This is a genomic window from Paludisphaera mucosa, assembly GCF_029589435.1.
Classification (GTDB): domain Bacteria; phylum Planctomycetota; class Planctomycetia; order Isosphaerales; family Isosphaeraceae; genus Paludisphaera; species Paludisphaera mucosa.
Map to the genome: position 1 here is coordinate 4,546,155 of NZ_JARRAG010000002.1, position 22,709 is coordinate 4,568,863.

The 22,709-nt window shown below is 71.0% G+C and carries 20 protein-coding genes; 5 read left to right on the plus strand and 15 right to left on the minus strand.

The annotated features are described in order from the left end of the window. Positions 1 to 36: 36 nt before the first annotated feature. Complete coding sequence (locus tag PZE19_RS27570; RefSeq protein ID WP_277863817.1) at positions 37 to 312, minus strand: hypothetical protein; 276 nt, start codon at positions 310 to 312, stop codon at positions 37 to 39. Between the two features lie 546 nt (positions 313 to 858). Between PZE19_RS27570 and PZE19_RS27575 the strand changes: the two genes are divergently transcribed. Beyond that, positions 859 to 1,527, plus strand: a complete 669-nt coding sequence (locus PZE19_RS27575; RefSeq protein ID WP_277863818.1) for a hypothetical protein — start codon at positions 859 to 861, stop codon at positions 1,525 to 1,527. Between the two features lie 263 nt (positions 1,528 to 1,790). Then, positions 1,791 to 2,459, plus strand: coding sequence for a hypothetical protein (locus tag PZE19_RS27580; protein WP_277863819.1), 669 nt, complete (start codon positions 1,791 to 1,793; stop codon positions 2,457 to 2,459). A 36-nt stretch (positions 2,460 to 2,495) separates the two neighbouring features. Here the strand turns inward: PZE19_RS27580 and PZE19_RS27585 are convergent, their stop codons facing one another. The 9 genes from PZE19_RS27585 to PZE19_RS27625 all read right to left on the minus strand — a co-directional run bounded on the left by PZE19_RS27585 (position 2,496) and on the right by PZE19_RS27625 (position 13,262). Further along, a complete protein-coding gene (locus tag PZE19_RS27585) occupies positions 2,496 to 2,843 on the minus strand; it encodes a hypothetical protein (protein ID WP_277863820.1) in 348 nt (115 codons plus the stop codon). A gap of 242 nt (positions 2,844 to 3,085) precedes the next feature. Further along, a complete protein-coding gene (locus PZE19_RS27590; protein WP_277863821.1) occupies positions 3,086 to 3,874 on the minus strand; it encodes a biotin--[acetyl-CoA-carboxylase] ligase in 789 nt (262 codons plus the stop codon). Positions 3,875 to 3,890: 16 nt separating this feature from the next. Further along, on the minus strand, positions 3,891 to 7,349 hold the full coding sequence (locus PZE19_RS27595; protein ID WP_277863822.1) for a pyruvate carboxylase: 3,459 nt from the start codon (positions 7,347 to 7,349) through the stop codon (positions 3,891 to 3,893). Positions 7,350 to 7,421: 72 nt separating this feature from the next. After that, positions 7,422 to 8,396, minus strand: coding sequence for a fumarylacetoacetate hydrolase family protein (locus PZE19_RS27600; RefSeq protein WP_277863823.1), 975 nt, complete (start codon positions 8,394 to 8,396; stop codon positions 7,422 to 7,424). A gap of 238 nt (positions 8,397 to 8,634) precedes the next feature. Then, entirely contained in the window at positions 8,635 to 9,408 is a 774-nt protein-coding gene (locus tag PZE19_RS27605; protein ID WP_277863824.1) for an ankyrin repeat domain-containing protein, read from the minus strand. A 113-nt stretch (positions 9,409 to 9,521) separates the two neighbouring features. Continuing rightward, on the minus strand, positions 9,522 to 9,860 hold the full coding sequence (locus tag PZE19_RS27610) for a barstar family protein (protein WP_277863825.1): 339 nt from the start codon (positions 9,858 to 9,860) through the stop codon (positions 9,522 to 9,524). A 38-nt stretch (positions 9,861 to 9,898) separates the two neighbouring features. Further along, positions 9,899 to 10,870: an N-acetylglucosamine kinase gene (locus PZE19_RS27615; RefSeq protein WP_277863826.1), complete on the minus strand. Its 972-nt coding sequence runs from the start codon at positions 10,868 to 10,870 to the stop codon at positions 9,899 to 9,901. Further along, positions 10,867 to 11,784, minus strand: a complete 918-nt coding sequence (gene murQ, locus PZE19_RS27620) for an N-acetylmuramic acid 6-phosphate etherase (protein ID WP_277863827.1) — start codon at positions 11,782 to 11,784, stop codon at positions 10,867 to 10,869. Before murQ ends, PZE19_RS27615 begins: the two co-directional genes overlap by 4 nt. Positions 11,785 to 11,792: 8 nt before the next feature. Beyond that, positions 11,793 to 13,262: a sodium:solute symporter gene (locus PZE19_RS27625; protein WP_277863828.1), complete on the minus strand. Its 1,470-nt coding sequence runs from the start codon at positions 13,260 to 13,262 to the stop codon at positions 11,793 to 11,795. A gap of 539 nt (positions 13,263 to 13,801) precedes the next feature. On the opposite strand from PZE19_RS27625, the gene PZE19_RS27630 reads away from it, so the two are divergent. Both PZE19_RS27630 and PZE19_RS27635 read left to right on the plus strand, forming a co-directional pair. After that, positions 13,802 to 14,290: a hypothetical protein gene (locus PZE19_RS27630; RefSeq protein ID WP_277863829.1), complete on the plus strand. Its 489-nt coding sequence runs from the start codon at positions 13,802 to 13,804 to the stop codon at positions 14,288 to 14,290. Then, a complete protein-coding gene (locus PZE19_RS27635; RefSeq protein ID WP_277863830.1) occupies positions 14,287 to 14,469 on the plus strand; it encodes a PEP-CTERM sorting domain-containing protein in 183 nt (60 codons plus the stop codon). Before PZE19_RS27630 ends, PZE19_RS27635 begins: the two co-directional genes overlap by 4 nt. Positions 14,470 to 14,557: 88 nt before the next feature. Here PZE19_RS27635 and PZE19_RS27640 read toward each other — a convergent pair whose 3' ends face one another. The 5 genes from PZE19_RS27640 to PZE19_RS27660 all read right to left on the minus strand — a co-directional run bounded on the left by PZE19_RS27640 (position 14,558) and on the right by PZE19_RS27660 (position 20,938). Continuing rightward, positions 14,558 to 17,038, minus strand: a complete 2,481-nt coding sequence (locus tag PZE19_RS27640; protein WP_277863831.1) for an arylsulfatase — start codon at positions 17,036 to 17,038, stop codon at positions 14,558 to 14,560. 249 nt (positions 17,039 to 17,287) lie between these two features. Next, positions 17,288 to 17,836, minus strand: coding sequence for a hypothetical protein (locus PZE19_RS27645; RefSeq protein ID WP_277863832.1), 549 nt, complete (start codon positions 17,834 to 17,836; stop codon positions 17,288 to 17,290). Between the two features lie 176 nt (positions 17,837 to 18,012). Then, the gene (locus tag PZE19_RS27650) at positions 18,013 to 18,978 is read right to left on the minus strand and encodes an ADP-ribosylglycohydrolase family protein (RefSeq protein ID WP_277863833.1); all 966 of its coding nucleotides are present in this window, start codon (positions 18,976 to 18,978) and stop codon (positions 18,013 to 18,015) included. Positions 18,979 to 19,140: 162 nt separating this feature from the next. After that, entirely contained in the window at positions 19,141 to 20,343 is a 1,203-nt protein-coding gene (locus tag PZE19_RS27655; protein ID WP_277863834.1) for an anhydro-N-acetylmuramic acid kinase, read from the minus strand. A 43-nt stretch (positions 20,344 to 20,386) separates the two neighbouring features. Next, positions 20,387 to 20,938: a YrhB domain-containing protein gene (locus tag PZE19_RS27660; protein WP_277863835.1), complete on the minus strand. Its 552-nt coding sequence runs from the start codon at positions 20,936 to 20,938 to the stop codon at positions 20,387 to 20,389. A 193-nt stretch (positions 20,939 to 21,131) separates the two neighbouring features. Here PZE19_RS27660 and PZE19_RS27665 point away from each other — a divergent pair, with 193 nt between their 5' ends. Further along, entirely contained in the window at positions 21,132 to 22,679 is a 1,548-nt protein-coding gene (locus PZE19_RS27665; protein ID WP_277863836.1) for a hypothetical protein, read from the plus strand. The last annotated feature ends 30 nt before the right edge of the window (positions 22,680 to 22,709 follow it).

A 22,709-nucleotide genomic window follows, 5' to 3' on the forward strand; every position in this document is an offset into this window, starting at 1 on the left:
GTCGCCCGCGCCGGGGGAAGCCTATCACACGATGCGTCAGCGGCCCTTCGCGGCCGGATCGTCGAACGACCAGCGGGCCTCGATCGGCGCGTCAAGGTCGTCGACCCAGACCTTCACCGGGGGCGAGGTCCGGCCGCGCTGCTTGTGCACCAGGTAGGCTATCAGGCGGCGGTCCCAGCCCAGCTTGTGGAGGACGAACGCGACGAGCAGCGCGGTCGCGGCGAAGATCGCCAGGACGACCGCCAGGAACGCGGCGAGCAGCATCGCGGCGAGCAGCACGAGCAGGTGGAGGAACAGGATGAGCGGCGGCATCGGTTCGCCCCGAGAGGGGATGGTTCGTCGTCCGTCCCCGTTCATCCTATCCGCCGGCCGGCGCGGCGGCCATGGCGGGCTCCGGGGGGCCGTCGCGGGGGTTGTTTCGGGGTTGACCGGCCCGGGGGATCGCAGCAGAATGCGGCCCTCAGGTTTCTGGAGGCTGGCGCATCGATGGTTGTACGTCTTGGAATCAGGCTCTGTGTGATTTGAGGCCGGCTCGCCATCGGAGGCGGGCGGCCGCGTCGCCGCGACGAGTCCCGGGCGGGGATCGAAAGGTCCGCGCGAGGGCGGCGGTGGGGCGGTCGTCTCGACGACCCGGATCGGGTGGGGGAGCAGTCCGGAGGATTGCCCCCGCCATTCGGACGGGTCGGGGAAAGCGGGCGAGGTGGAATCTCACGCTTCATGGAGAGGATCGGATCTCGGCCCGCGAAAACTTGCCGAATTCTCCGGAAAACGGGGCGGCGGGGCTCGCGGCGAGGACGAGGAGATCGGTCCGACCCGGTCATCGCCGACAACGTCCAGCTATCAAGGAGGATACGCGCCGTGACGCGTCCTGGATTCACCCCCACGGCAGTTCTAGCGGCTTCCACCCTGCTCGCGCTCGGGGCCTGGGCCCCCCGCGCCTCGGCCGCCGCGATCAACCCCAACGCCGCGACGGCGACCGCGTACTATCGACTGACGGCCGACTCGCCCCTGCCGGCCCCCGCCGCCAACATCGACGGCCCCCAAGTCGTGGCGCTGGTCACGCCCGCCGGCGGCGTCGTCCCGCCCACCAAGGCCGACGGCACCCAGGGGAGCCCGCTGACCATCCTGGGCGACTCCCACGGCTTCGACGCCGACCAGCTCGTCGTCGCCCTCAAGGACTCGGCGACCGACTCGGGCACGCCCGAACAGCTCCTGGGCCTGGTCTTCTTCGGCCAGGGCCTGCAAGCCGGCGGCGAGCTGCACTTCGCGCTCAGCATCGACGGAGCCCTGGCCGGCGACCCGCCCAAGCTGGTCTCGTCGACCCCCGGCGTCACCATCACCGCGATCCCGCAGACGAGCACCGACCCCGGCTCGGGGGGCGGGACCGACAACGGCGGCTCGACGCCGAACGTGCCCGAGCCCGTCGGCTTCGTGCTCTGGTCGGCCGCCGCCGGCGCCATCGCGCTTCGCGCCCGGGCCCGCTTCCGCGCCCGGGCCCTGACGTCCCACGGGACGGCTGCCGCCTGAGCCGATTCGGCGATGCGACCTCTCGCGTCGCCGGTCGAAACCGTCAGGCTTCGTTTCTTTGGCATATTCCGCCCTCCGGACGTTGATTTTTCGCACCAACGCCCCTGGGCCTCACCGTTTCGAGGTGCCCGGGGGACGGCGATGCGCAAAATTGTTCTTGGTTGTATCGACGTGAATCACCCATAATGACTTCTCCTCGCGATTGCTTCCGGGCTCTCGGGCTTGCATGACGGCTTGCTCAACACCAGGGATCGATCCTAGCCATGAGCGAACCTTCCGCAGACATCCTGGTCGTCTGTCCCCACTGCTCGACGCGCCTGCGCGTGAGCGGCGGGTACGAGGGGGGGTCGGTGACCTGCCCGCGATGCGAGCGGTCGATCGCCCCGGCACCGTTGATCGCCTCGGGCTCCAGCTCGGGGGAATACGCGACGAGCACGCTGCTGGACCTCGAAGGGGCGGAGTACGTCGCGGTCGCCTGCCCCGAGTGCGCCACGGGCCTCCGCGTGCGCGCGAAGTACGTGGGAAGGCACGTCCGCTGCGGGAACTGCCGCGCCAAATTCCTGGTCGATCCCCCCGGGCCGTCGGTCCTCGACGCCCCGACGACGGCCCCCTACGCCCGGGGCGGGGAGCTTCGCCCCGACCAGGCAGCCCCCACGCCCGACCCCGACGACCCCTGGCAGGGCCGCGCCGAGGTCATGAAGCTGCTCGACGAGCTGGCCGCCCTCCAGGGCCGCAACGCTCGGCTCCAGGCCGAAGTCGAGCACCTCGAACGCGAACGCGACGTCGCCCTACGCGAAGTCGCCCGGCTCCGATCCCAGCCCGTCCGGACGGGGTCGCCGGCCGCGAGACGTTTCGCCCCCGCGTTCGACGACGGCGAGCCGACCGTCCCCTTCACCTTCCTCGACGAGACCGCGCGGACCTCCGCCCGCTGACGCCGGATCGCCCGTCCTCGCGGCTTCGACCGTCGATTAAGGGCTGCTGGGCAGCCAGGGCTTGATCATGGGATAGGTCCGGCCCGTGCCAAACTCCCGATTGGCCGGACCGATGGGCGTCCCGCGGGGGGGACGAATGGGCGCGCGGCGGGCGAACGGCGAGGCGACCCGGACGCCCGGGTTCGCGTAATAGACGGGGGGCGGTTGGGGCTGATACCGGTAGATCGTCCCGGCCGTCGCCGGGACGGGAGCGGGCTGGACGACGTACCACCCGGCGGGCGCCCCGGCCGCCTGCGCCTTCGCCTCGGAGCCGACGAGCCCATGGCCGACGACCGCACACGTCACGGCCAAACTCAACCCGGAGATCCGGCGCACGACCTTCATCGCAACCGCTCGCTTTCCTCGTGAGGGCGGAGCGGTCGGCGAGGCGGGTTCCCCCGCAGCCCGTGGCCGCTCGGTCTGCATGCCGCGTTTTCTCGGTCGGCACCGACGTCGCGATGCGTCGAGATCCGGAGCCGAAGGCCCGCACCCGGCCTCGAATCCCTTCGATCCCCAGACACGAGAATCTTATTGCGCACTGATCGAAGGTCAAACGCGCGGAATATTTAAGCACTCATCCGGGGCGATCAGGGGTCGCGGAGGATGCGGCCGGCGAAGAGGCGGTGGACCTCGCGGCCGTCGTCGAGCAGGAGCGCGCCCTGGGGGTCGATCCCCCGGCCGACGCCGGCGAGGTTGCGGGGGCCGACGGCCGCGCGTAGGGGACGGCCCCGGAGCAGGTCGAGGCGGGCCCAGGTCGCGGCGAGCTCGGGGTCGTCGGCGGCCAGCCGGCGGAGGGCCGTCGGCAAGCGGTCCAGGGCCGCGGCCAGGAACCTCGGCAGGACGTCGAGGGTCAGGGGCTCCGGCTGGAGCGCGCCCAGGGACGTCGCCATCGCGGCGACCTCGGGGGGCGCCAGGTCGAGGCGGGTCGCCACGTTCACGCCCACCCCGATGAGGATCCGGTCGCCGGCCGGGGTATCGACCCGCTCGGGGAGGATCCCGGCGACCTTCCGGCCGCCGACCTCGACGTCGTTGGGCCAGCGCACGCCCAGGCCGGGGTCGCGCCAGCCCAGGGCGGCGACGGCCTCGATCAGGGCGACGGCCGTCACGAGGGCGATCCGGGGCTCCTGGTCGAGGCGGACGCCGTGCTCGGCCGGGTCGAGGACGACGGTGAACGTCAGCGAGCCCGCGTCGGACCACCAGGCGTTGGCCCGCTGGCCCCGTCCCCGGGTCTGCCGCCGCGCCCAGACGGCGAACGGCGGGGCCCGGCCGGGGTCGACCGACATCGCCCGGGCGGCGGTGCTGGTCGACTCCAGCTCGTCGAAGATCAGGACCTCGCGGACGAAGGGCCAGGGGGGCGGTGGCGGAGGCGGGGGCATGAGGGCCTCGCTCGCGTCAGGCGTCGACCAGCTTGAGCAGCAGGTCGCCGGCCTTGACCTGCAGCCCCACCCGCGCGGGCAGCTCGGCGACGCGGCCGGGGCGTTCGGCGGTGATGGTCGTCTCCATCTTCATGGCCTCGATGGAGAACAGCTTCTGGCCCTTGCGGACGGGGTCGCCCACGGCCACCGCCACGCCGACGATCAGGCCCGGCAGGGGCGAGCCGATCTGCATGGGGTCGGCCGGGTCGGCCTTGGGGGTCTCGACCACCGACGACGCGAGCGAGCGGTCCGGCACCTCGACCTCGCGGGGCTGGCCGTTCAGCTCGAAGAAGACCGTGCGCTTGCCGTCGGAGTGGGGCTCGCCCACCGCCAGCAGCTTGATGATCAGGGTCTTGCCCGGCTCGATCTCGAAGACGTTCTCCTCGCCCGGCTCGGCCCCGTAGAAGAAGACCGGCGTGGGGAGGACCGAGGTGTCGGAGAAGGCCTTCTCGTGGGCGACGAGGTCGGGGAAGACCCGGGGATACATCAGGTAGCTGAGGACGTCGAAGTCCGAGACCTCGGCCGGCTCGTCGTCGCCGCGGATCTCGGCCACCTTCTTGCGGATCGCGTCGAAGTCGGCCGGCGGCAGGTTGGCGGCGGCGCGGTCGGTCAGGGGCTTGCGGTCCCGGAGGATCCGCTTCTGCAAGGCCGGCGGGAAGCCGCCCGGGGGCTGGCCCAGGCGGCCTTCCATGAACTCGACCACGCTGTCCGGGAAGGCCAGCTCGCGGTCGGGGTCCATCACGTCGTCCGGGGTCAGGTTGTTGGCGACGAGGAACAGCGCCATGTCGCCGACGACCTTCGACGACGGCGTCACCTTGACGATGTCGCCGAACATCGCGTTCACCTCGCTGTACGACCGGCAGACCTCCAGCCAGCGCGGCGAGAGCCCCAGGGCGTCGGCCTGCTGGTACAGGTTCGTGTACTGGCCGCCGGGCATCTCCAGGTCGTACAGGTCCGAGGCCGGCGACCGCGGGCCGGACTCGAACGGCTTGTAGAGGTCGCGGACCTCGTCCCAGTAGCGGCTGACGTCGATCAGGGTCTGGTGGTCGACCCCGGTGTCGCGGCCGGTGAACCGGAGCGACTCGACGACGGCGTTGAGGCTGGGCTGAGAGGTCAGCCCGGACATCGAAGCCACGGCCCCGTCGGCGACGTCGAGCCCGGCCTCGGCGCCCATCAGGACGCTGGCCGCCTGGGCCCCGCCGATGTCGTGGGTGTGGAAGTGGATCGGCACGCCGACCTCGTCGCGCAGGGTCTTGATCAGCTTGACGGCGGCGAACGGCTTGCAGAGGCCGGCCATGTCCTTGATCGCGATCAGGTTGGTCCCGCGCTTCTCCAGGTCCTTGGCCATGGCCACGTAGTACTTCAGGTCGTACTTGGTCTTGCCGGGGTCGAGGACGTCGCCGGTGTAGCAGATGGCGGCCTCGCAGATCGCGCCGGCGTTGCGGATGGCCTCGATGGTCGCCCCCATGTTGGGGACCCAGTTCAGCGAGTCGAAGACGCGGAAGACGTCGATGCCGGCCCCGGTCGCGGCGTTCACGAAGGCCGCGACGACGTCGTCCGGGTAGCTCGTGTAGCCGACGGCGTTCGAGCCCCGGATGAGCATCTGGAAGAGGATGTTGGGGATCCGCTCGCGGAGCGCGGTCAGGCGCTCCCAGGGGTCTTCCTTGAGGAACCGCATGGCGGTGTCGAACGTGGCGCCGCCCCACATCTCCAGCGAGAAGAGCTGGGGCAGGCGGTGGGCGTACGCGTCGGCGACGCGGAGCATGTCGCGGGTGCGCAGGCGGGTGGCCAGCAGGCTCTGGTGGGCGTCGCGGAAGGTGGTGTCGGTCACGAGCAGCGGCTTCTGCTCGCGGACCCACTTCGCGAACCCCTCGGGCCCGAGCCGCTTCAGCCGCTGGCGGGTTCCGTCGGGGGGGGATTCCAGGTGCTTGTAGGCGGGCGGGGCCGGCTCCGACGGCACGTTCCGGCCGGGGTCGCGCTTGACGCCCGGGAAGCCGTTGACGGTGACGTCGCCGATGTACGCCAGGAGCTTCGTCGCCCGGTCGCGGCGCTCGGCGAACTCGAAGAGCCCGGGGGTCTGGTCGATGAACCGGGTGGTGCAGCGGCCTTCCAGGAAGGTCTCGTTCGTGACGACGTTGATCAGGAAAGGGATGTTCGTCTTCACGCCCCGGATGCGGTATTCCTGCAGCGCGCGCTCCATGCGCGAGGCGGCGTCGACGAACCGGCGGCCGTAGCACGAGACCTTGACCAGCAGCGAGTCGTAGAACGGCGTGACGATCGCGCCGGTGGTGGTGGAGCCGCCGTCGAGCCGGATGCCGGGGCCGCCGGACGAGCGGTAGTGGGTGATCCGGCCGTAGTCGGGGGTGAAGTTGTTGGCCGGGTCCTCGGTGGTGATCCGGCACTGGATCGCGAAGCCCTCGGTGTGGACCGAGTCCTGGCCGTCGATGCCGATGGCGGGATTCGACAGCGGCTCGCCCTGGGTGATCAGGATCTGGCTCTTGACCAGGTCGACCCCGGTGACGATCTCGGTGACGGTGTGCTCGACCTGGAGCCGGGGGTTGACCTCGATGAACGAGAAGGTCTCGGCCTCGTCGTCGACCAGGAACTCGACGGTGCCGGCGTTCTCGTAGCCGACGGCCCCGCCGATCTTCAGGGCGGCCTCGCAGATGGCGTGGCGGAGGTCCTCGTCGAGGTTGTAGGCGGGGGCGATCTCGATGACCTTCTGGTGCCGGCGCTGGATCGAGCAGTCGCGCTCGTAGAGGTGGACGAGGCGGCCGTGCTTGTCGCCGAGGAGCTGGACCTCGATGTGCTTGGCCTTGCGGATGAACTTCTCGATGAAGGCGTCGGGGCAGCCGAAGGCGGCCTGGGCCTCGCTGCGGGCCTGTTCGAGGGCCCCGTCGAAGTCCTCGGCCTTCTCGACGACCCGCATCCCGCGGCCGCCGCCGCCCATCGACGCCTTGATGATGACGGGGAAGCCCATGGCCTCGGCGACCTTGCGGGCCTCCGGGCCCGGGAGGACCGGCGGGCTCCCCTTCAACACGGGCACGCCGGCCTGCTCGGCCAGGGTCCGCGCGGCGACCTTGTCGCCGAGCTTGTCGAGGATCTCGGGCGTCGGGCCGACGAAGACGATGCCGGCCGCGGCGCAGGCGCGGGCGAAGCCGGCGTTCTCGGACAGGAACCCGTAGCCGGGGTGGATCGCGTCGACCCCCTTCTCGACGGCCAGATCGACGATCGCCTGGATGTTCAGGTAGCTCCGGATGGGCTCGCCGGCCTGGCCGATCTGGTACGCCTCGTCGGCCTTGAGCCGGTGCAGGGCGAATCGGTCCTCGTGCGAGTAGAGGGCGACCGTGCGGATGCCCAGCTCATGCGCCGAGCGGAAGATGCGGATGGCGATCTCGCCCCGGTTGGCCACCATCAATTTGCGGAACGACGTCATTCGGATCTTCCCGGCGGGCTGGGGGATGAGCGGCTCGACTCGATCGGGCCGCGATTATCCCAGAACCTCCGGTCAGAATTCATCCTCATTTTCCGCCTGGACCGGATTCTCCAGCGTCCCGATCGTCGCGATCGTCGCCCGCACGCGGTCGCCCGGCTTGAGGAACGTCCCGGTCGACGAGCCCACGCCCGACGGCGTGCCGGTGGCGATCACGTCGCCCGGCTCCAGGGTGACGAACCGCGAGACGAACGACACCACGGCCGCCACGGGGAAGACCATCTCGGCGGTCGACGCGTCCTGCTTGACCTGGCCGTTGACCGTCAGCTTGATCGCCAGCGCCTGGGGGTCGGCCACGGCGTCGGCCGAGAGGATGCACGGGCCCATCGGGCAGAACGTGTCGTGCCACTTGCCGTGGAGCCAGTCGAAGAACTTGTCGCGCTCGCGGGGCTTCCGCCCGGGGTTGGGCCGGAACGACCGGTCGCTGACGTCGTTGACCACCGTGTAGCCGGCCACGTAGTCCAGGGCGTCGGCCTCCGCCACGTCGCGGCACCGCTTGCCGACGACGACCCCCAGCTCGCACTCCCAGTCGATCTGGTCGGGCGAGATCCGGGGGATGACGATCGGGTCGCCGGGGTGGGTGAGCGTCGTGCTCGGCGGCTTCATGAAGACGTAGGGGAACGTCTCGTCGCGCTCGGTCGACGTGTAGCCGCGCTCGACGAGGTGCTTCGAATAGTTCCCGGCCAGGAAGAGCAGCTTGCCGGGGCTGGGGAGCGGCACCAGGAGCTGCACCTCCTCGCGCGGGATGGTCAGCTCGTTGAGCGAGATGACGTCCAGCTCCTCGATCCAGTCGTGCAGCCGCCTCGCCTGCTCGTACGACTCGCCGCCCGGGGGCAGGAGGTCGAGCAGGTCCTCGGTGGCGGCCAGCAGCATCTCGTTGTCGGTCTCGCGGCTGTACATGTCGGCCGCCTGGTCGAGCGGGATCACCACGTTGTCGCCGTAGAAGCCCGTGAGGATCAGGTCGTCGCAGCGGAATCGACAGACGCGCATGATCGTGGCCCCCGACGCCCAGATCGAACCGAGATGTCCCGACGCACGACCTCAAGATGAGAGGATGATGGCCTCCAGTGTATCTCGGCCCGACCGCGAGTCCAGAAGCGTCCGATCGCCCCGAGCCTTCCACCGGACGCGAGAACCGCCCCCCCATCGGCGACGCGATCGGCCTGGGTCGTCCCTTTCGAATCGCCCCGGGGTCGGGGACTCGCCGCACTTCGGAGCCGCGGGGGATTCACGATCTCGGGTCCTCGGCCGGATCGGGCTCGGGAGGATGGCCGCTCTCGGGCAGGTACTCGCCCAGCAGCTTCCATTCCATGCCGTTCCCCCATCCGGCGCCATGATCGCTGACGATCCGCCTGCGCGAATCTTCGCCGATCCGATGGCGGCCGAAGGTCAGGAGGGCCAGGATCGATCCCGGCCGCAGGTGTTCGCTGGCCCAGGAGAGGGGCGAATCGCCGTGGCAGTCCCGGGCCTCGCGATCTGCGCCGTGCTCCAGGAGGAACGAGACGACGGCCTCGTCTCCGTAGGCCGCGGCGCGGTGCAGGGGCGTCTCGCCCTTCGTGCGGACGTCGCGCATGAACGCGCCGGTCTCTCGATCGGGGATCGTCCGGGCGTTCACGTCGGCACCGTGTTCGACGAGGAGTCGGACGACGTAGAGGTAGTACGGTCGGCCCGACTTGGCGAGCGCGCCATGGAGGGGGGTCTCGCCGGTGTCGGGCAGGGCGGCGTTCACGTCGGCGCCGTGCCGAATCAGGAAATCGCAGACTTTCCAGTGCCCGAAGAAGGCGGCGTGGCCGAGTTCCGCGTCGAGCGAAAGGCTGCCGAGGTCGCCGCCCGCCTCCAGCACCGCCTTCAGCGCCGTCACGTCGTTGTAATAGACGAACCATTGCAACGCCCGGACCGGCCCCTCCTCCAGGACCTCCCGCCAGTCGGGGAGGCACAGGAGTTCGAAGACGAGGTCGGTGCGGCCGTCGCCGATACGTTCGAGGATTTCTTTCTTGTTCATTCGCCGTCACCTCGTCTCGAACGCGCCGCCAGGGCCGGGCTCGAAGCCTCATCGGCAGGATAACCCGGGGGGCGCCGGCCGGCAACGCGTCGAGTCGGGACTTCCGCGGGGATTCAGGGATCCTTGAAGTAGGCCAGGGCCAGGACGGACGCGTCGCCCGCGTCGATCCGCCGCTTGTTCACGAACGCCGCGCAATCGACGATCGCGGCGTACAAGTCGGAACGGCGGCGGTACAGGTCGGTCGCGTCGCCGAGGTCCAGCACGACGACCTCCCCCGGGGCGACGTGCCACGCGGTCATCTCGGCCGACGGATCGTCGAGATACGACATGCAGTCGATCCACGCGTTCATGTTTCGGCCGTAGAAGGGCGGGAAGCCGAACGCCTCGGCGAACGCGTCGTGCAGCGCGTCCTCGTCGGTGATTCGACGGGCGTCGATCGAGACGAGCCGCATACCGCATCCCTCCCCGCCGGGATTCCGCCTGGTTCGATTCAGGCGATCGCCTCGCCGTGGAAGGCGCGGCGGGCGAGGTTGAGGCCGCCCTGGGCGGGTTCGGCGACGAGGGTGGGGATGGGTTCGTAGCCGCGGCCGCGGAGGTCTTCGAGCAGGGCCTCGGCGAGCAGGGGGGTGGAGACGAGGAAGCCGCCCGAGAGGCCCAGGGGGAGGGGGCCGGAGATCCAGCCCAGAGATCGTGCGGCGGCGGCGGCGGTCTCGGCGAGGTCGCGGGCGGCGGGGCGGATGAGCAGGTCGACGAGCGACGGGTCCTTCGCGGCGGCCGCGATCACGGCCGGGGTCAGGGCGGCGATCCGGGTCCGGTCCATCCCGGGCGCGTAGACGGCCGAGACGATCTTGCCCGGGCCATCGATCCTGAGGGCCTTGCAGATCGCCTCGGTGAGCGGGTCCAACTCGGGCGGGCGAGGGTCGCGGCCGTCGAGGCGGCGGGCGACCAGGCGGAGCGCGGCGACGGCCACGGCGAAGGCGCTCCCCTCGTCGCCGAAGGTCGCGCCCCAGCCGCCGGCGCGGGCCTTGCGGCCGTCGGCGGCGCGGGCGACGGCGATCGAGCCGGTGCCGGCGATCACGCCCACGCCCCAGGCCTCGGGCGTGCCGGCCGCGACCACCAGGTCGCCGTCGTTGACCAGGACCAGGCGGTCGGCCCAGTTGCCGGCCACCGACCACTCGCCCAGCAGGGCCTTGTCCTCGGGGCGGTCGAACCCGGCCACGCCCAGGCAGGCGACGGCCACCGCGCGCGGCCAGAGGCCGGCCGCGGCGAACGCCCCGGCGATCGCCTCCTCCAGGGCCGTGCGGGCCGCGGCCGTGCCGACGGCCTTGGCGTTCGACGGCCCCGCCTCGCCCCGGCCCACGACCCGGCCGTCGTCCAGGCCGATCAGGGCGACCGTCGAGGTGCCGCCGCCGTCGACGCCCAGGAACAGCACCTCGGCGGACTCCGATGCGCCTTCGCTCATAATCGGCTCGCCCCCGTCTTCGCCTCGACGGCCCGCCGCACCTGGCCGCCGTGGGACTCCAGCAACGCCTCGGCCTCCTCGGGATCCACGCCGGCGAGGTGCGCCGTCAGCGCCACTTTGAGCCGGCCGCCGCTGGCGGCCAGCAGCTCGCCCGCTCGGGCGTCGTCGACCTCGGCGAGTTCGCGGAGCATCCGGCGGGCCCGGATCCGCAGCTTCTCGTTGACCGGCGTGAAGTCGATCATCCGGTCGCCGAGCGTCTTGCCGATCAGGATCATGGCCCCGGTGGTGATCATATTCAAGGCCATCTTCGTGGCCGTCCCCGACTTCAGCCGCGTCGAGCCCGCGATCACCTCGGGGCCGACGAGCAGGGCGACGTCCAGGTCGACCTCGGCGCCGAGCAGGCTGGGTCGGTTGCAGGCGATGCCGACCGTCGCCGCCCCGCGCCGCTTCGCCTCGCGCACGGCCCCCAGGACGTAGGGGGTCCGGCCCGACGAGGCGATTCCGACCACGACGTCTCGGTCGTCCACGTTCATGGCCGCGATCTCGGCCGCGCCGACGTCGGCGCGGTCCTCGGCCCCCTCGATCGAGCGGGTCAGGGCGGGGGGGCCGCCGGCGATCAGGCCGACGACCATCTCGGGCGGCGTGCTGAACGTCGGCGGGCATTCGGAGGCGTCGAGCACGCCCAGGCGGCCCGACGTCCCGGCGCCGACGTAGATCAGCCGGCCGCCGCGGCGGAACCGCTCGGCCGTCCACTCGACGGCCTGGGCGATGTTCGCGGCCTCGGCCCGCACGGCCGCGACGACCTTGAGGTCCTCGTCGTTCATCAGCTCCACGATCCCCAGCGCCCCGACGGCGTCGATGGCCGTCGAGCGGGGGTTGCGGGCCTCGGTCAGCAGGTGGTCTTCCAGCGCCATGATTCGGGTCAGCTCGTCGGTTGGAGGGATTCGGAGGCCGGGACGGCCCGGGCGGCGGGGAAGATCCGGCCGGCGGCCAGGCCGACCAGGAACGTCGTCGTCGAGCCCACCAGCGCGAACCAGGGCCAGGCCAGCGTGGTGCCGAACTTGGCGTACGAGACCGCCGCGACCCCCGCCGCCATCCCCGTCAGCGCCGCGCCCTGGCCCACGGTTCGGGTCAGGTTGCCGAGCACGAACAGGCCCAACAAAATGCCCGTCGTGAACCCGGCGATCGTCAGCGCGTTGGTCACGACGCTCGACTCCAGGCCCGTCGCCCACCAGGCGACCGAGGCCTGCACCGCGCCGAAGGCGACCGTCGCCAGCCGCGACAGCCGCATCAGCCGGCGCTCGTCGACGTCGCCCGAGATCGGCCGGTACAGGTCGTTGATCAGGGTCGACGCCGAGGCGTTCAACGACCCCGACAGCACCCCCATCGCCGACGCGAAGATGGCCGCCACGACCATCCCCTTGATGCCCGTCGGCAGGTATTCCACGATGAACAGCGAGAACGCCTGGTCCGACTTCGTCAGCGGCGAGGCCGGCGGGAACTGGCCGAAGAACACGTAGAGCGACACGCCGATGAACAGGAAGAGGCCGAACTGGGCCAGCACCACGAACCCGCTGGCCACCAGCGCCCCGGCCGCCTGCTTCTGCGACCGCGCCGCCAGGTAGCGCTGGACCATCATCTGGTCGGCCCCGTGCGTCGCCGTGTTCAGCACCATGCCGCCGATCAGGCCGGCCCAGAAGGTGTACGGCTTGGTCAGGTCGAACCGGAAGTCGAACGTCCGGAACTTGCCGGCGGCCGACGCGGTGTCGACGAGCTGGTTCCAGCCGCCGGGGAGCTTGCCGACCAGGACGTAGAGGGCGATCAGCGCGCCCACGATGTAGACGGTGAACTGGAGCACGTCGGCCCAGATGACGGCCTTCACGCCGCCGAGGTACGTATACACGATCGTGGCGGTCTCGACGGCGATGATGGCGTACACGATCGGCCAGCCGGTGACGAACGCGAGGACCGTCGCCGCCAGGAACAGTCGCAGTCCGTCGGCGAGCGTGCGGGTGACCAGGAAGAGGATCGACGCCGTGCGCCGCGTCGCCTGGCCGAAGCGGTTGCCCAGCACCTGGTACGCGGTCTCGATCTGCCCCCGGAAGTACGACGGCAGCAGGAAGGCCGCGATGATCATCCGGCCCGCGATGTAGCCCATCGGCAGCTGGAGGAACTCGAAGTCCCCCTTGTACGCCTCGCCCGGGACGCTCAGGAAGGTCACGGTGCTGGTCTCGGTCGCCACGATCGAGATCATCACCGCCCAGGCCGGCATGTTCCGCTCGCCCAGGAAGTACCCCTTGAGCCCCTGGTCCCCCCGGCCCCCGATCCACCCCCCGAGCGCCGTACACCCCAGGATGTAGACCACGATCACCGCGACGTCGATCGGACTCATCTGCCTCACCGTTGCTGAATCGATCCGGGATGCCTATCAAGGTCTGTGCGACGCCTTGCGGTCGGGAGAGAGAGGAAGATCTTAGCACAAGCCCCGCGCGCGTTGCAGCCTCATCGATCACGGCCCCGTCGGCCGCCCCTTCGATGATCGCCATGACTGACGTATCAATGCATCGATAAGTTTCGAGGAAGCGCCGACCGGGGGGTGGGCCGGCTGCACTCTCTTGCTGGGGAGTCGCTCCGGCCGGCGGCCCCCTGCGCGTGGGACGGGGCCGGTCGCTCGCGTCCGACGACGCCCACCTCACGGGAGTGCATCTCCGCCTGACCCGGACGGGTCGGCGCGGATCCACCCATGCGCATCATTCGGAAAGTCGCCGTGGAACCCGCTCTCATCCCGGCGCATTCGCAGGACTTTTCGTGCAGTTCCTGTACTTCGAACCCATCTACCCTCATCTTCTCCTGATTCATGATCCATATCCATTACAATACATCTGGCTTATACGCAACGGAATGGGCCCACCAAGTCGGGAGAAGACCGGCATGGCCATGGTGAACTTTCGTCGCATCGTCCTCGCCTCGCTCGCCGTCTCCGGCCTCGCCCTGGGGGGCGGGCGTGCCGACGCCGCCTTCCTCAACGGCGTGATCAGCCTCTCGGGCGAGGCCTCGGCCAACGGCCCCATCGTCTCGATCAACGGTCCCGTCCCCGCGGCCGACCCGTTCGGCCTCGGGCCGATCCTCAGCGTGGGCGCGGGGACCGGCGACTTCCTGGGGACGATCGACCGCGTCAGCCACGTCGAACCCATGAACACGAACCAGCTTCCCAGCGACGGCGGCCCGAACTTCCTGATCGAATTCGCCCTGGGCGTCGGCATCGAGCCCATCGGCACCTTCCGAACCTCGGGGAAGCCCGCCGTCGACCAGCAGAATGAGGGCGCGGGGGGGCTCGCCGACAGCCGGTTGCTGATTTACGACGGCTTCTTCACCCCGGAGCCCGCCGGCGACCTGGGCGACTTCCAGCGGACCCGATGATCCTGGAGATCCGGTTCACCCAGGTCAGCCCCTTGACTATGATCAATTTCACGGCCACGTTCTCCAGCCGCGGGGCGAACGTCCCCGAGCCCATCAGCCTCGTCCTGGCCGGCGTCGGGTTCGTCGGCCTGCTCGGCTTCGCCGTAGCCCGACGCGGGCTGGGCCGGGTCGTCGGCTGATCGGCCCCCCTCGCGACGGGAGCGGCTTTCCACGCCGGGAACCGCCGAGCGACGGTCCGTCGTCGCGCGGCGATCGGCGTCGCGAGCGTCATTCGACGGTTCGCGACGCCTTGTCGGCCAGGTCCTTGAGCGGCTTCTCGTCGCGGGCCGCGACGCTGCTCTTGCCGAGGCCGACGACGACTTTCTTGAGAATGCCGGTGAACTTGAACGGCATCCTGTCGACGTAGTCCTCGACGACGGGGGTGCCCGTGTCCATGCCGACGTCGAACGTCTCGTCGAGCGAGAAGCGGGTGGGGACGGTGCGCTCGATCTTGCCCTGCGCGACCTCCTTGCCGTCCACGGAGAGCGTGCCGGAGCCGCTCTTGCCGTAGCCGGGTCCGTCGTAGTGGAAGGCGAACTTGACGGTGTGGGCGCCGGGGGCGAGCTTCTCCGTCGAGGCGACGCGGTACTTGTGCTGGGGCTGGTTGGAGAACGCGTAGGCGAACTCCGGCCTGCCGTCCCTGACGAGCAGCCCCCAGCCGCCGAAGCGGCCGCCCTGGGTGGCGAGCACGCCGTCGGCGCCCCCGTCCGGGACCTGGACTTCCGCGGTGACGGCGAAGTCCTTGTTCCTCACGTTCGGGGCGGCGCCTTCGGGCACGCGGATCGTCCCGGGATAGTACGTGAACGTGTCGCGTCCCCGCGTGAGGCTGGGACGGATCGAAGGATCGAGGCGTTCGGCCGCGCGGGTGTCCAGCGGGTAGACGTTGTATTTCTTCGCCTCGCGATCGAAGACCGCCCGCAGCTCCTTGAGCTTCTCGGGGTTCCTGGCCGCGAGGTCGTCCGCCTGCGAAAAATCCTCCGCGACGTGATAGAGCTCCCACTGGAAGTCGTCCGGTTTGTAGTCGCCGCCGAGGTTGATCCAGGGGACGCGAAGGGGCGTGGTGTTGGCCATCCATCCTTCGTGATAGACGGCGCGGTTGCCGATCATCTCGAAGTACTGCGTCGGACGCCTCGTGGGCGCCTTGGCGTCGTCGAAGGTGTACACGAGGCTGACGCCCTCGATGGGGACCTGCTTCACGCCGTTGAGCATCGTGGGCTGAGCGACCCCGGCGGCTTCGAGGATCGTCGGCGCGACGTCGATGATGTGGCTGAACTGCTGGCGGAGCCCGCCCTGGTCCTTGATGCGCCTGGGCCAGGAGATCACGAGGTTGTTGGCCGTGCCGCCGAGGTGCGAGGCGACCTGCTTGGTCCACTGGAAGGGCGAGCACATCGCGTGCGCCCATCCCACCGGGTAGTGGTTGTAAGCCAGCGGGCCGCCGAGGTCGTCCATGATCGAGAGGAGATACGGGACCGTCTCCTGGACGCCGTTGGCGGCGACGCCGATCTCGTTCGACAGGCCCTGCAACGTCCCCTCGCCGCTCGCGCCGTTGTCGCCCATCTGGTAGATGATGACCGTGTTGTCCATCTCGCCCGTGTCCTCGACCGCCTGGATCACGCGGCCGATGTTATGGTCGGCGTAGGCGAGGCACGCGGCGTACACTTCCATCATCCGCGCGTAGACCTTCTTCTCGTCGCCGCTGCGCGATTCCCACGAGGGGATCTCGGCGGGCCGGGGCGTGAGCCTGGTGCCGGCGGGTACGACTCCCAGGGCGATCTGGCGGGCGAGGGTCTCCTCGCGCAGCTTGTCCCAACCCTGATCGAACTTGCCCTTGAACTTCGCGATCCATTCCTCGGGCGCGTGGTGCGGGGCGTGGCAGAGGCCCGGCGAGTAGTAGGCGAAGAACGGCTTGTCCGGCGCGAGCGAGTTCTGCTGGCCGATCCAGGCGACGGCGTGGTCGGCCAGGTCGGCGTCGAGGTGGTACTTCGGGTCGTTGGGCGCCTCGATCGGCTTGGTGCCGTCGAACAGCGCGGGATGCCACTGGTCGGTGTCGCCGCCGATGAAGCCGTAGAAGTACTCGAAGCCCAGCCCGGTGGGCCAGAGGTCGAACGGCCCCGCCTGGCTCGACTGCCAGTCGGGCACGTTGTGGTTCTTGCCGAACCAGGACGTGTTGTAGCCGTTCTGCTTGAGCGTCTCCGCGACCGTGCCGCACGACTTGGGCATCAGCGTGTTGTAGCCGGGGAAGCCCGTGCCCATCTCGGTGATGACGCCCGAGGCGCAGGTGTGGTGGTTGCGGCCGGTGATGAGCGCCGCCCGCGACGGCGAGCAGAGGGCCGTGGTGTGGAAGTTGTTGAACCGCAGGCCGGCCTTCGCCAGCTTGTCGAACGTCGGCGTGGGGATCGGCCCGCCGAACGTGGACGCCGCGCCGAAGCCCACGTCGTCGGTCATGATGAGCAGGACGTTCGGGGACCCCTTGGGGGCGGCGACGGCCCTGGGGAAGTCCGGCGTCGAGTCCGCTGCGGTCCGGCCGACCTTGCCCCGGAAGGGCGGCGGCGGGATCGGCAGGACGTCGCGGGCCGGGTCGGCCGCCGGCGGCGCGGGTTTGGTCTCCTGGGCGGTTACGCCGGCCAGGTCGGCGCCGGCCGTCAGCCAGCCGAGCAGGAGACCGCAGGTCGCCGACGCCGGCGTCGGCGAGAATCGTCTTCGACTCACGATGCGACCTCTTCGAAGTTCTTGGACGTACGCATCATCGGAAGCCTCGCCGACCGAATGATCGGCGTTGATGCGATGGGCGGCCCCAGCGTATCTCCCGGATCGCGGCGCGAATACGGGCCAGGCCGGAAATCGTCCTCATTCCGGGGGAGTGTGAGCCCCCCGGCCACGAGGCCCGGAGTTCAGGATCACGGGCGACGAGGGACGCGCCTCGACCGGATTCGCACCCGCGTCGCTCCGCGGGGCCGATCAGCCCGCCTCGATCGCGACCCGAGGGGCCTCCTCGGCCGCTCGCCGCACCACCCAGGCCCTGGCCGCGGTGCCAGCCGCGAAGAGGACGATCATCCCGGCCGGGCCGACCAAACCGGTGGGGAAGCCGGTGGTCCGGATCGCCCACATGAAGCCGAGCCAGGGGAGGACGAACAGCAGCCCCGCGGCGAGCCCCCGCGCGAAGGCCGCCCAGTAGCCCGGGCTCCGCATCCGGCCCCGCATCGCGGGATTCGAGACCGAGGCGGCGTCGACCCCGAGCAGGTCCGGCAGCCGCCTGGCGCGGATGAAGGCGGGCCAACACTCCATGGGTCGGGCCAGCGTGTAGGCGAGCCCGGCGAAGAGGGCCATGGGGACGCTGAGGGCCCCCAGGAGGCGCATCCCGACACTCAACGCCTGCTCCCGGCTCGGGGCGCCGACCGCGACGATCATCAGGGCGACGAAGAGGAGGACGCCGCCCGCGATCATCGAGCCTGCGAAGAGTAGGTTCCGCCTGACCTCGGCGTCGATCTCGGGGGTCCGGGTGAGCATGTCGTCGCTCGCGTGAGGAGTGGGTGGGTCGCTCAGGGACGACGCCGGCCCGGAGGACAGCGATTATGGGTCGGTCGCCGACGCGACGCCATGAGTCGCACCCGGAATCCTCGGATACTTTTGAAACATTCTCGCCCTCCGTCACGCTTCCCGCGTCGGCGAACCGGCTGCAACATTCAAGATGCGTGGGGCGGCGCGAGCAGCCCGTCGAGGGCCGCCTCGATCATGTCGAGGCGGGCCAGGCCCTGGCGGAGGGGCGGGGGGATCTGAGACTCTCCCCAGTAGGCCCCGGCAAGCTGACCGCAGACGGCGCCGATGGTGTCGGCGTCCTCGCCCAGATTCACGGCGCGGAGGACCGCCTCCTCGAAGGTCGGTGCGTCGTGGAACGCCCAGAGGGCGGCTTCCAGGCTCTCGACCACCCAGCCCGAGCCCCGGATCGCCGGGGGGGCCTTGCGTCGGTAGCTCCCCGAGGCGACGTCCCAGATCAACGGGTGGAACGGCTCGACCTCGTCGATCCGGCGGAGCGGCTCCCAGTCGCGCGCGAGGACCTCGGCCCGATCCCCGCCCCTCATCAGGGCCGCGAGCACGATCGTCAGGTATCGGCAGGCCGAGAGGCAGTGCGGGCTGGCGTGGGTCACGAGGCTCGATTCGGCCCCCAGCCGCGCCAGCTCCTCGACGCGGTCCGGGAACAGGCCGACGTGGCGGATCGCCACCGGCGCGAGCCGCATGATCGAGCCGTTGCCGCTGGCCGACTCCGACGGGTCGCCCGAGGCCCGCGCGTCGCGGCCCACCTCGAACCGCCCCAGCGCGTCGTTCGTCGCGACCCCGACGTCGAAGCAGCGGCCGTTGACCGAGTACGCGCCCGTCCGCAGCCATTTCAGGTAGCGGTCGGCCTGGTCGTCCAGGTTCCAGCCGGCCCTCGCGAGGCTGTCGGCCAGGGCCAGGGCCATGCTCGTGTCGTCGGTCCACTCGCCCGCGTTCAGGTCGTGTAGCCCGCCGTCGCGATAGCCGACGACCGGCGGGAACGTGCCCGGCCGGCGGAACTCCACCGCCGCCCCCAGCGCGTCGCCCACCGCCAGCCCCACCAGGGCCCCCCGACGACGGTCCGTCAGGCGGCCCCCACCGGCATTGGTGTCGCTCATGATCGACTCCTCGTCGAGCCTCCGTCGAGCCGAACGACCTTGCAGCCCCCACCATGATGGTTCCGCCCTTGCGTCGCTGCAAGCGCCGCGGCCGGGACGTCGCGAAATGTCGACGTCGCCGCTGAGAGGATGCGTCGGCATGGGCTGGGGACGGCCGGTGGGTCAGACCCGCGGCAGGCAGAACTTCCCCAGCACGGCCGGGCGGCGGGCGCCGGTGACGGCGGGGAGGGAGGTCGGAAAGCCGAAGAGGGCCTCGTGGGCCAGGACGGCGAAGGCCATGGCCTCGCGGGCGTCGCCGGGGACGCCGCGGGCGTCGCCCAGGAGCAGCCGCGCGGGGGCGAGCAGCTCCGCGAGGCGGCCGAACAGCGCCGGGTTCTTCACGCCGCCCCCCGCGCCGATCACCTCGACGACGGGCGGGACGAAGCGGGCGAAAGCGTCGGCGACGGTCCGCGCGGTGTACTCGGTCAGGGTCGCCATCAGGTCGGCGTCGAACCGGCCCAGCAGCGTCCCGGCCCGTTCGACGAACGCGTCGCCGTACATCTCGAAGCCGGTCGATTTGGGCGGGCGGCGAGCGAGGTAGGCGTCCTCCGCGAGCAGGCGCTCGACCAGACCCGGATCGACCCGGCCCGAGCGCGCCAGGGCGCCGTCGCGGTCGCAGGCGAGCGTCCCCCCGGAGATCCGCCGGGCGAGGCGGTCGAGCAGGGTGTTGGCCGGGCCGGTGTCGAAGCCGAAGACTCGCGACGGGTCGGGGTCGAGCACCGTTACGTTGGCGATGCCCCCCAGGTTCAGGACGGCCCGCCGCTGGAGGGCGGCCTCCGGGTCGCGGGGGGCGTAGAGGATGACGTCGGCGAACGGCGATATCGGCGCCCCCTCGCCGCCCGCGGCGACGTCGCGGGCGCGGAAGTCGGCGATCACCAGCGCGCCGGTGCGCTCGGCGATCACGTCGCCGTCGCCGACCTGGAGCGTCGCGCCGATCGCCCCGGGGACCGAGCTGTGGTGATAGACCGTCTGCCCGTGCGACCCGATCAGGTCGACGTCCCCCGGCGCCAGGCCGGCCTCGGCGAGCGTCTGCAGGCAGGCGTCGGCGAACGCCTCGGCCACCAGCACGTTCAGCTCGGCGACGTCGCGGACGCCCCAGCCCGCCAGGCCCAGGATGCGAGCCTTGACCTCGGCGGGGTAGGGGGTCTCGGCGTAGTGGATCAGCTCGACGCGCGCCCCGGCACGGCCGGCCGCCGGCGTGCCACTCCCCCCGATCCGGCAGACGGCCGCGTCGATCGAGTCGGCGCTCGTGCCCGAGATCATCCCCACCACGATCCGCGACGGCTTGCCCGTCCGGGCTCCCAGCAACTCGGCCACCACGCTCATGAAGACGTCCCCGAATATCCCATGACCGGCCCAGGGGACCATCCTAAAGCAGTTCCCACCCCGTCGAGAAGGGATGCTGCGGTCGGGCCGCCTGTCGGATCTCCGCCGCGACGCCGGCGGCGAGCAGCCGGGCCAGGTCGGGTTCGAGATCCCGTCGGGCCCCGGTCCGACAGACTCCGGGAAGCCGCTTCCGCAGAGCGATCGCCTCGGCCGGCGTCAGGCCGAGGCCCCTGCGAAGCCGGCTGACCATCTCCAGAGGTGCGTCCGCCGGCTCCCGGATGACCAGCTCCCAGGCCTCTCGTCGACGCTCCAGCTCGGCCTCGTAGTCGGCGACGGCGTCTTCCGTCGCGCCGGAGGTCCCGGTGGAGCGGATGCTGCCGTCGTGCCGATCGATGAGGAGGGGCCCGTTACCGCCGACTGCGTATCGCAGGTCGCCGTCGCGCCATCCGCGGGTGGTGTAGAAAAAGACCCAGCCCCACTCCCGCTCGATGGTGAGGTCGTCGAGGATGACGAGTTCCCACGGCCCCGACCGCAGCCCGTGCCGGCGACGGAGTTCGAGGAAGACCTGCAATCGGGCCCCGTCCCGCGACAGCATCGAAGCCCCCTCGCGCCGGCCCCCGCGCCACGCCGGCCGGCCCGCGTCATACTACCTCGTGCGGCGGCGCGCCCGCTAGGACCTCCGAGAGGAACGACGGCCCCCGGGACGATGGTTGCGGAATCGGCGTCGATTCGTTAGGATCGCCGGCCGACGGACTCATGGATTCGACCTCATGGATGGGACTCAGATCATGCAAGCGAGTCGACGTCGTCCTGCGCGATGGGCCCTCGCGGCGATCCTCCTCCTGCCGGCCGCGGCCTCACTCTGCGTTTTGGGCGTCCGGATCGCGACGGTCGCCGGCCCCGCGGGCCCGCTGAGCACGACGACGAGCGGCGAGTCGGTCCAGCTGCTCAACATGCTGAAGGTCCAGCGCGGGCTGCCGCTGTACGATCGGCCGACCGAGCCGCCGTTCTATCCGGTGGCGCTCTACAACGCCGGCTTTTACGCGGCGTACGCCTGGGCGACGGCCTGGCTCGCGCCGGCGATCGTCGACCTGACGCGCGGCGCCCGGCTCTTCTCGCTCGCGCTGGCGTGCCTCGGCCTGGGTGCGACGCTCGCCTACGGGCTGGTCGACCTGCGGCGCCGCGGGCCGGGGGAGGCCTCGCCGATGCTGGCGCCGGCGATGGTCTTGGCGGCCCTGGCGACCGCGTTCGGCGGGCTGCCCGGCTGGTGGGTCCTCTCGATCCGCCCCGACATCGGGGCCGCAGCCCTCGGCGCGGTCGGGCTGGCCCTGGCCTTCACCATCGGCCCCCGCCGCGAGCTGACCGCCGGCCTGGCGGCGGGTGCGGCGATGGCGGTCGCCTGGTCGTTCAAACAGTCGTGCGTCCTCGTCTTCGGCGGCCTGCTCCTGGCCGCGATGTACCAGCGGCGGTGGCGGTTCCTCGCCGGGCTCGTCCCCCCCGTGGTCGCGACGATCGCCGGCCTGCACCTGCTGCTCGGGCCCGAGTACCGCTACAACACGGTCTTCGCGACCTCGCTGGCCGGGTTCGACGTCCAGAACGTGACGACCCTCTCGGCCCACCTGGCGATCAAGGGGATCCTGCCGCTGGCCGTCTCGATCCTGGCCCTGGCGACGATGCGAGGCGCGGCCTGGCTGCGGCCCGACGAGCGGATCGCCCTGGCCGCCTGCGCCGCGACGACGCTCTTCGGCGGGCTCGCCGCCTGCCTGCGCAACGGCTCGGCGATGAACTACTTCTTCGAGTTCAACGCCGTCGCCGGGTTCCTCGCGGTGATCCTGGCGAGGCGGCTCGTCGAGGCCGTCGCGACGTCCGAACGGTCGGCCCGGCCGGCCCTCGCGGCGCTGGCCGTCGCGGTCGCGTGCGCATCGGCGCAGGACGTCCTCAGGCTGGCCGCGCCGGCGCGGTTCGACCTCGTCCAGGCCCGCTTCGACGTCGACCGCAAGGCCGAGTTGGACCGCGTCCGAACGATGCTGCGCGAGGCCGACGGCCCGGTCTACTGCCAGCCGGCGCTCTCCGGCCTGAGCCTCGACCTGCCGTTCCCGGTCTACACCTTCGACGACGAGCCGTTCTTCCACCGCCCGGCCGCGCTCCGGGGACTGTTGAAGGGCCCCGGAGTCCAGGGCCAGATGGCGGCGCACCACTTCCGGATGATGGTCGTCGAGGCCGAGAGCGACGGCCTCGCCGGGATCGTCCGCGACGCCGGCTACGTCGAACAACCGGGATGGACGCACCTGCGCGTCTTCACCCTCCCGCCGCCGCCGATGACGGCCAGGCGCTGAGTCGAGCCGACCGAATCGTCATGGACCGCG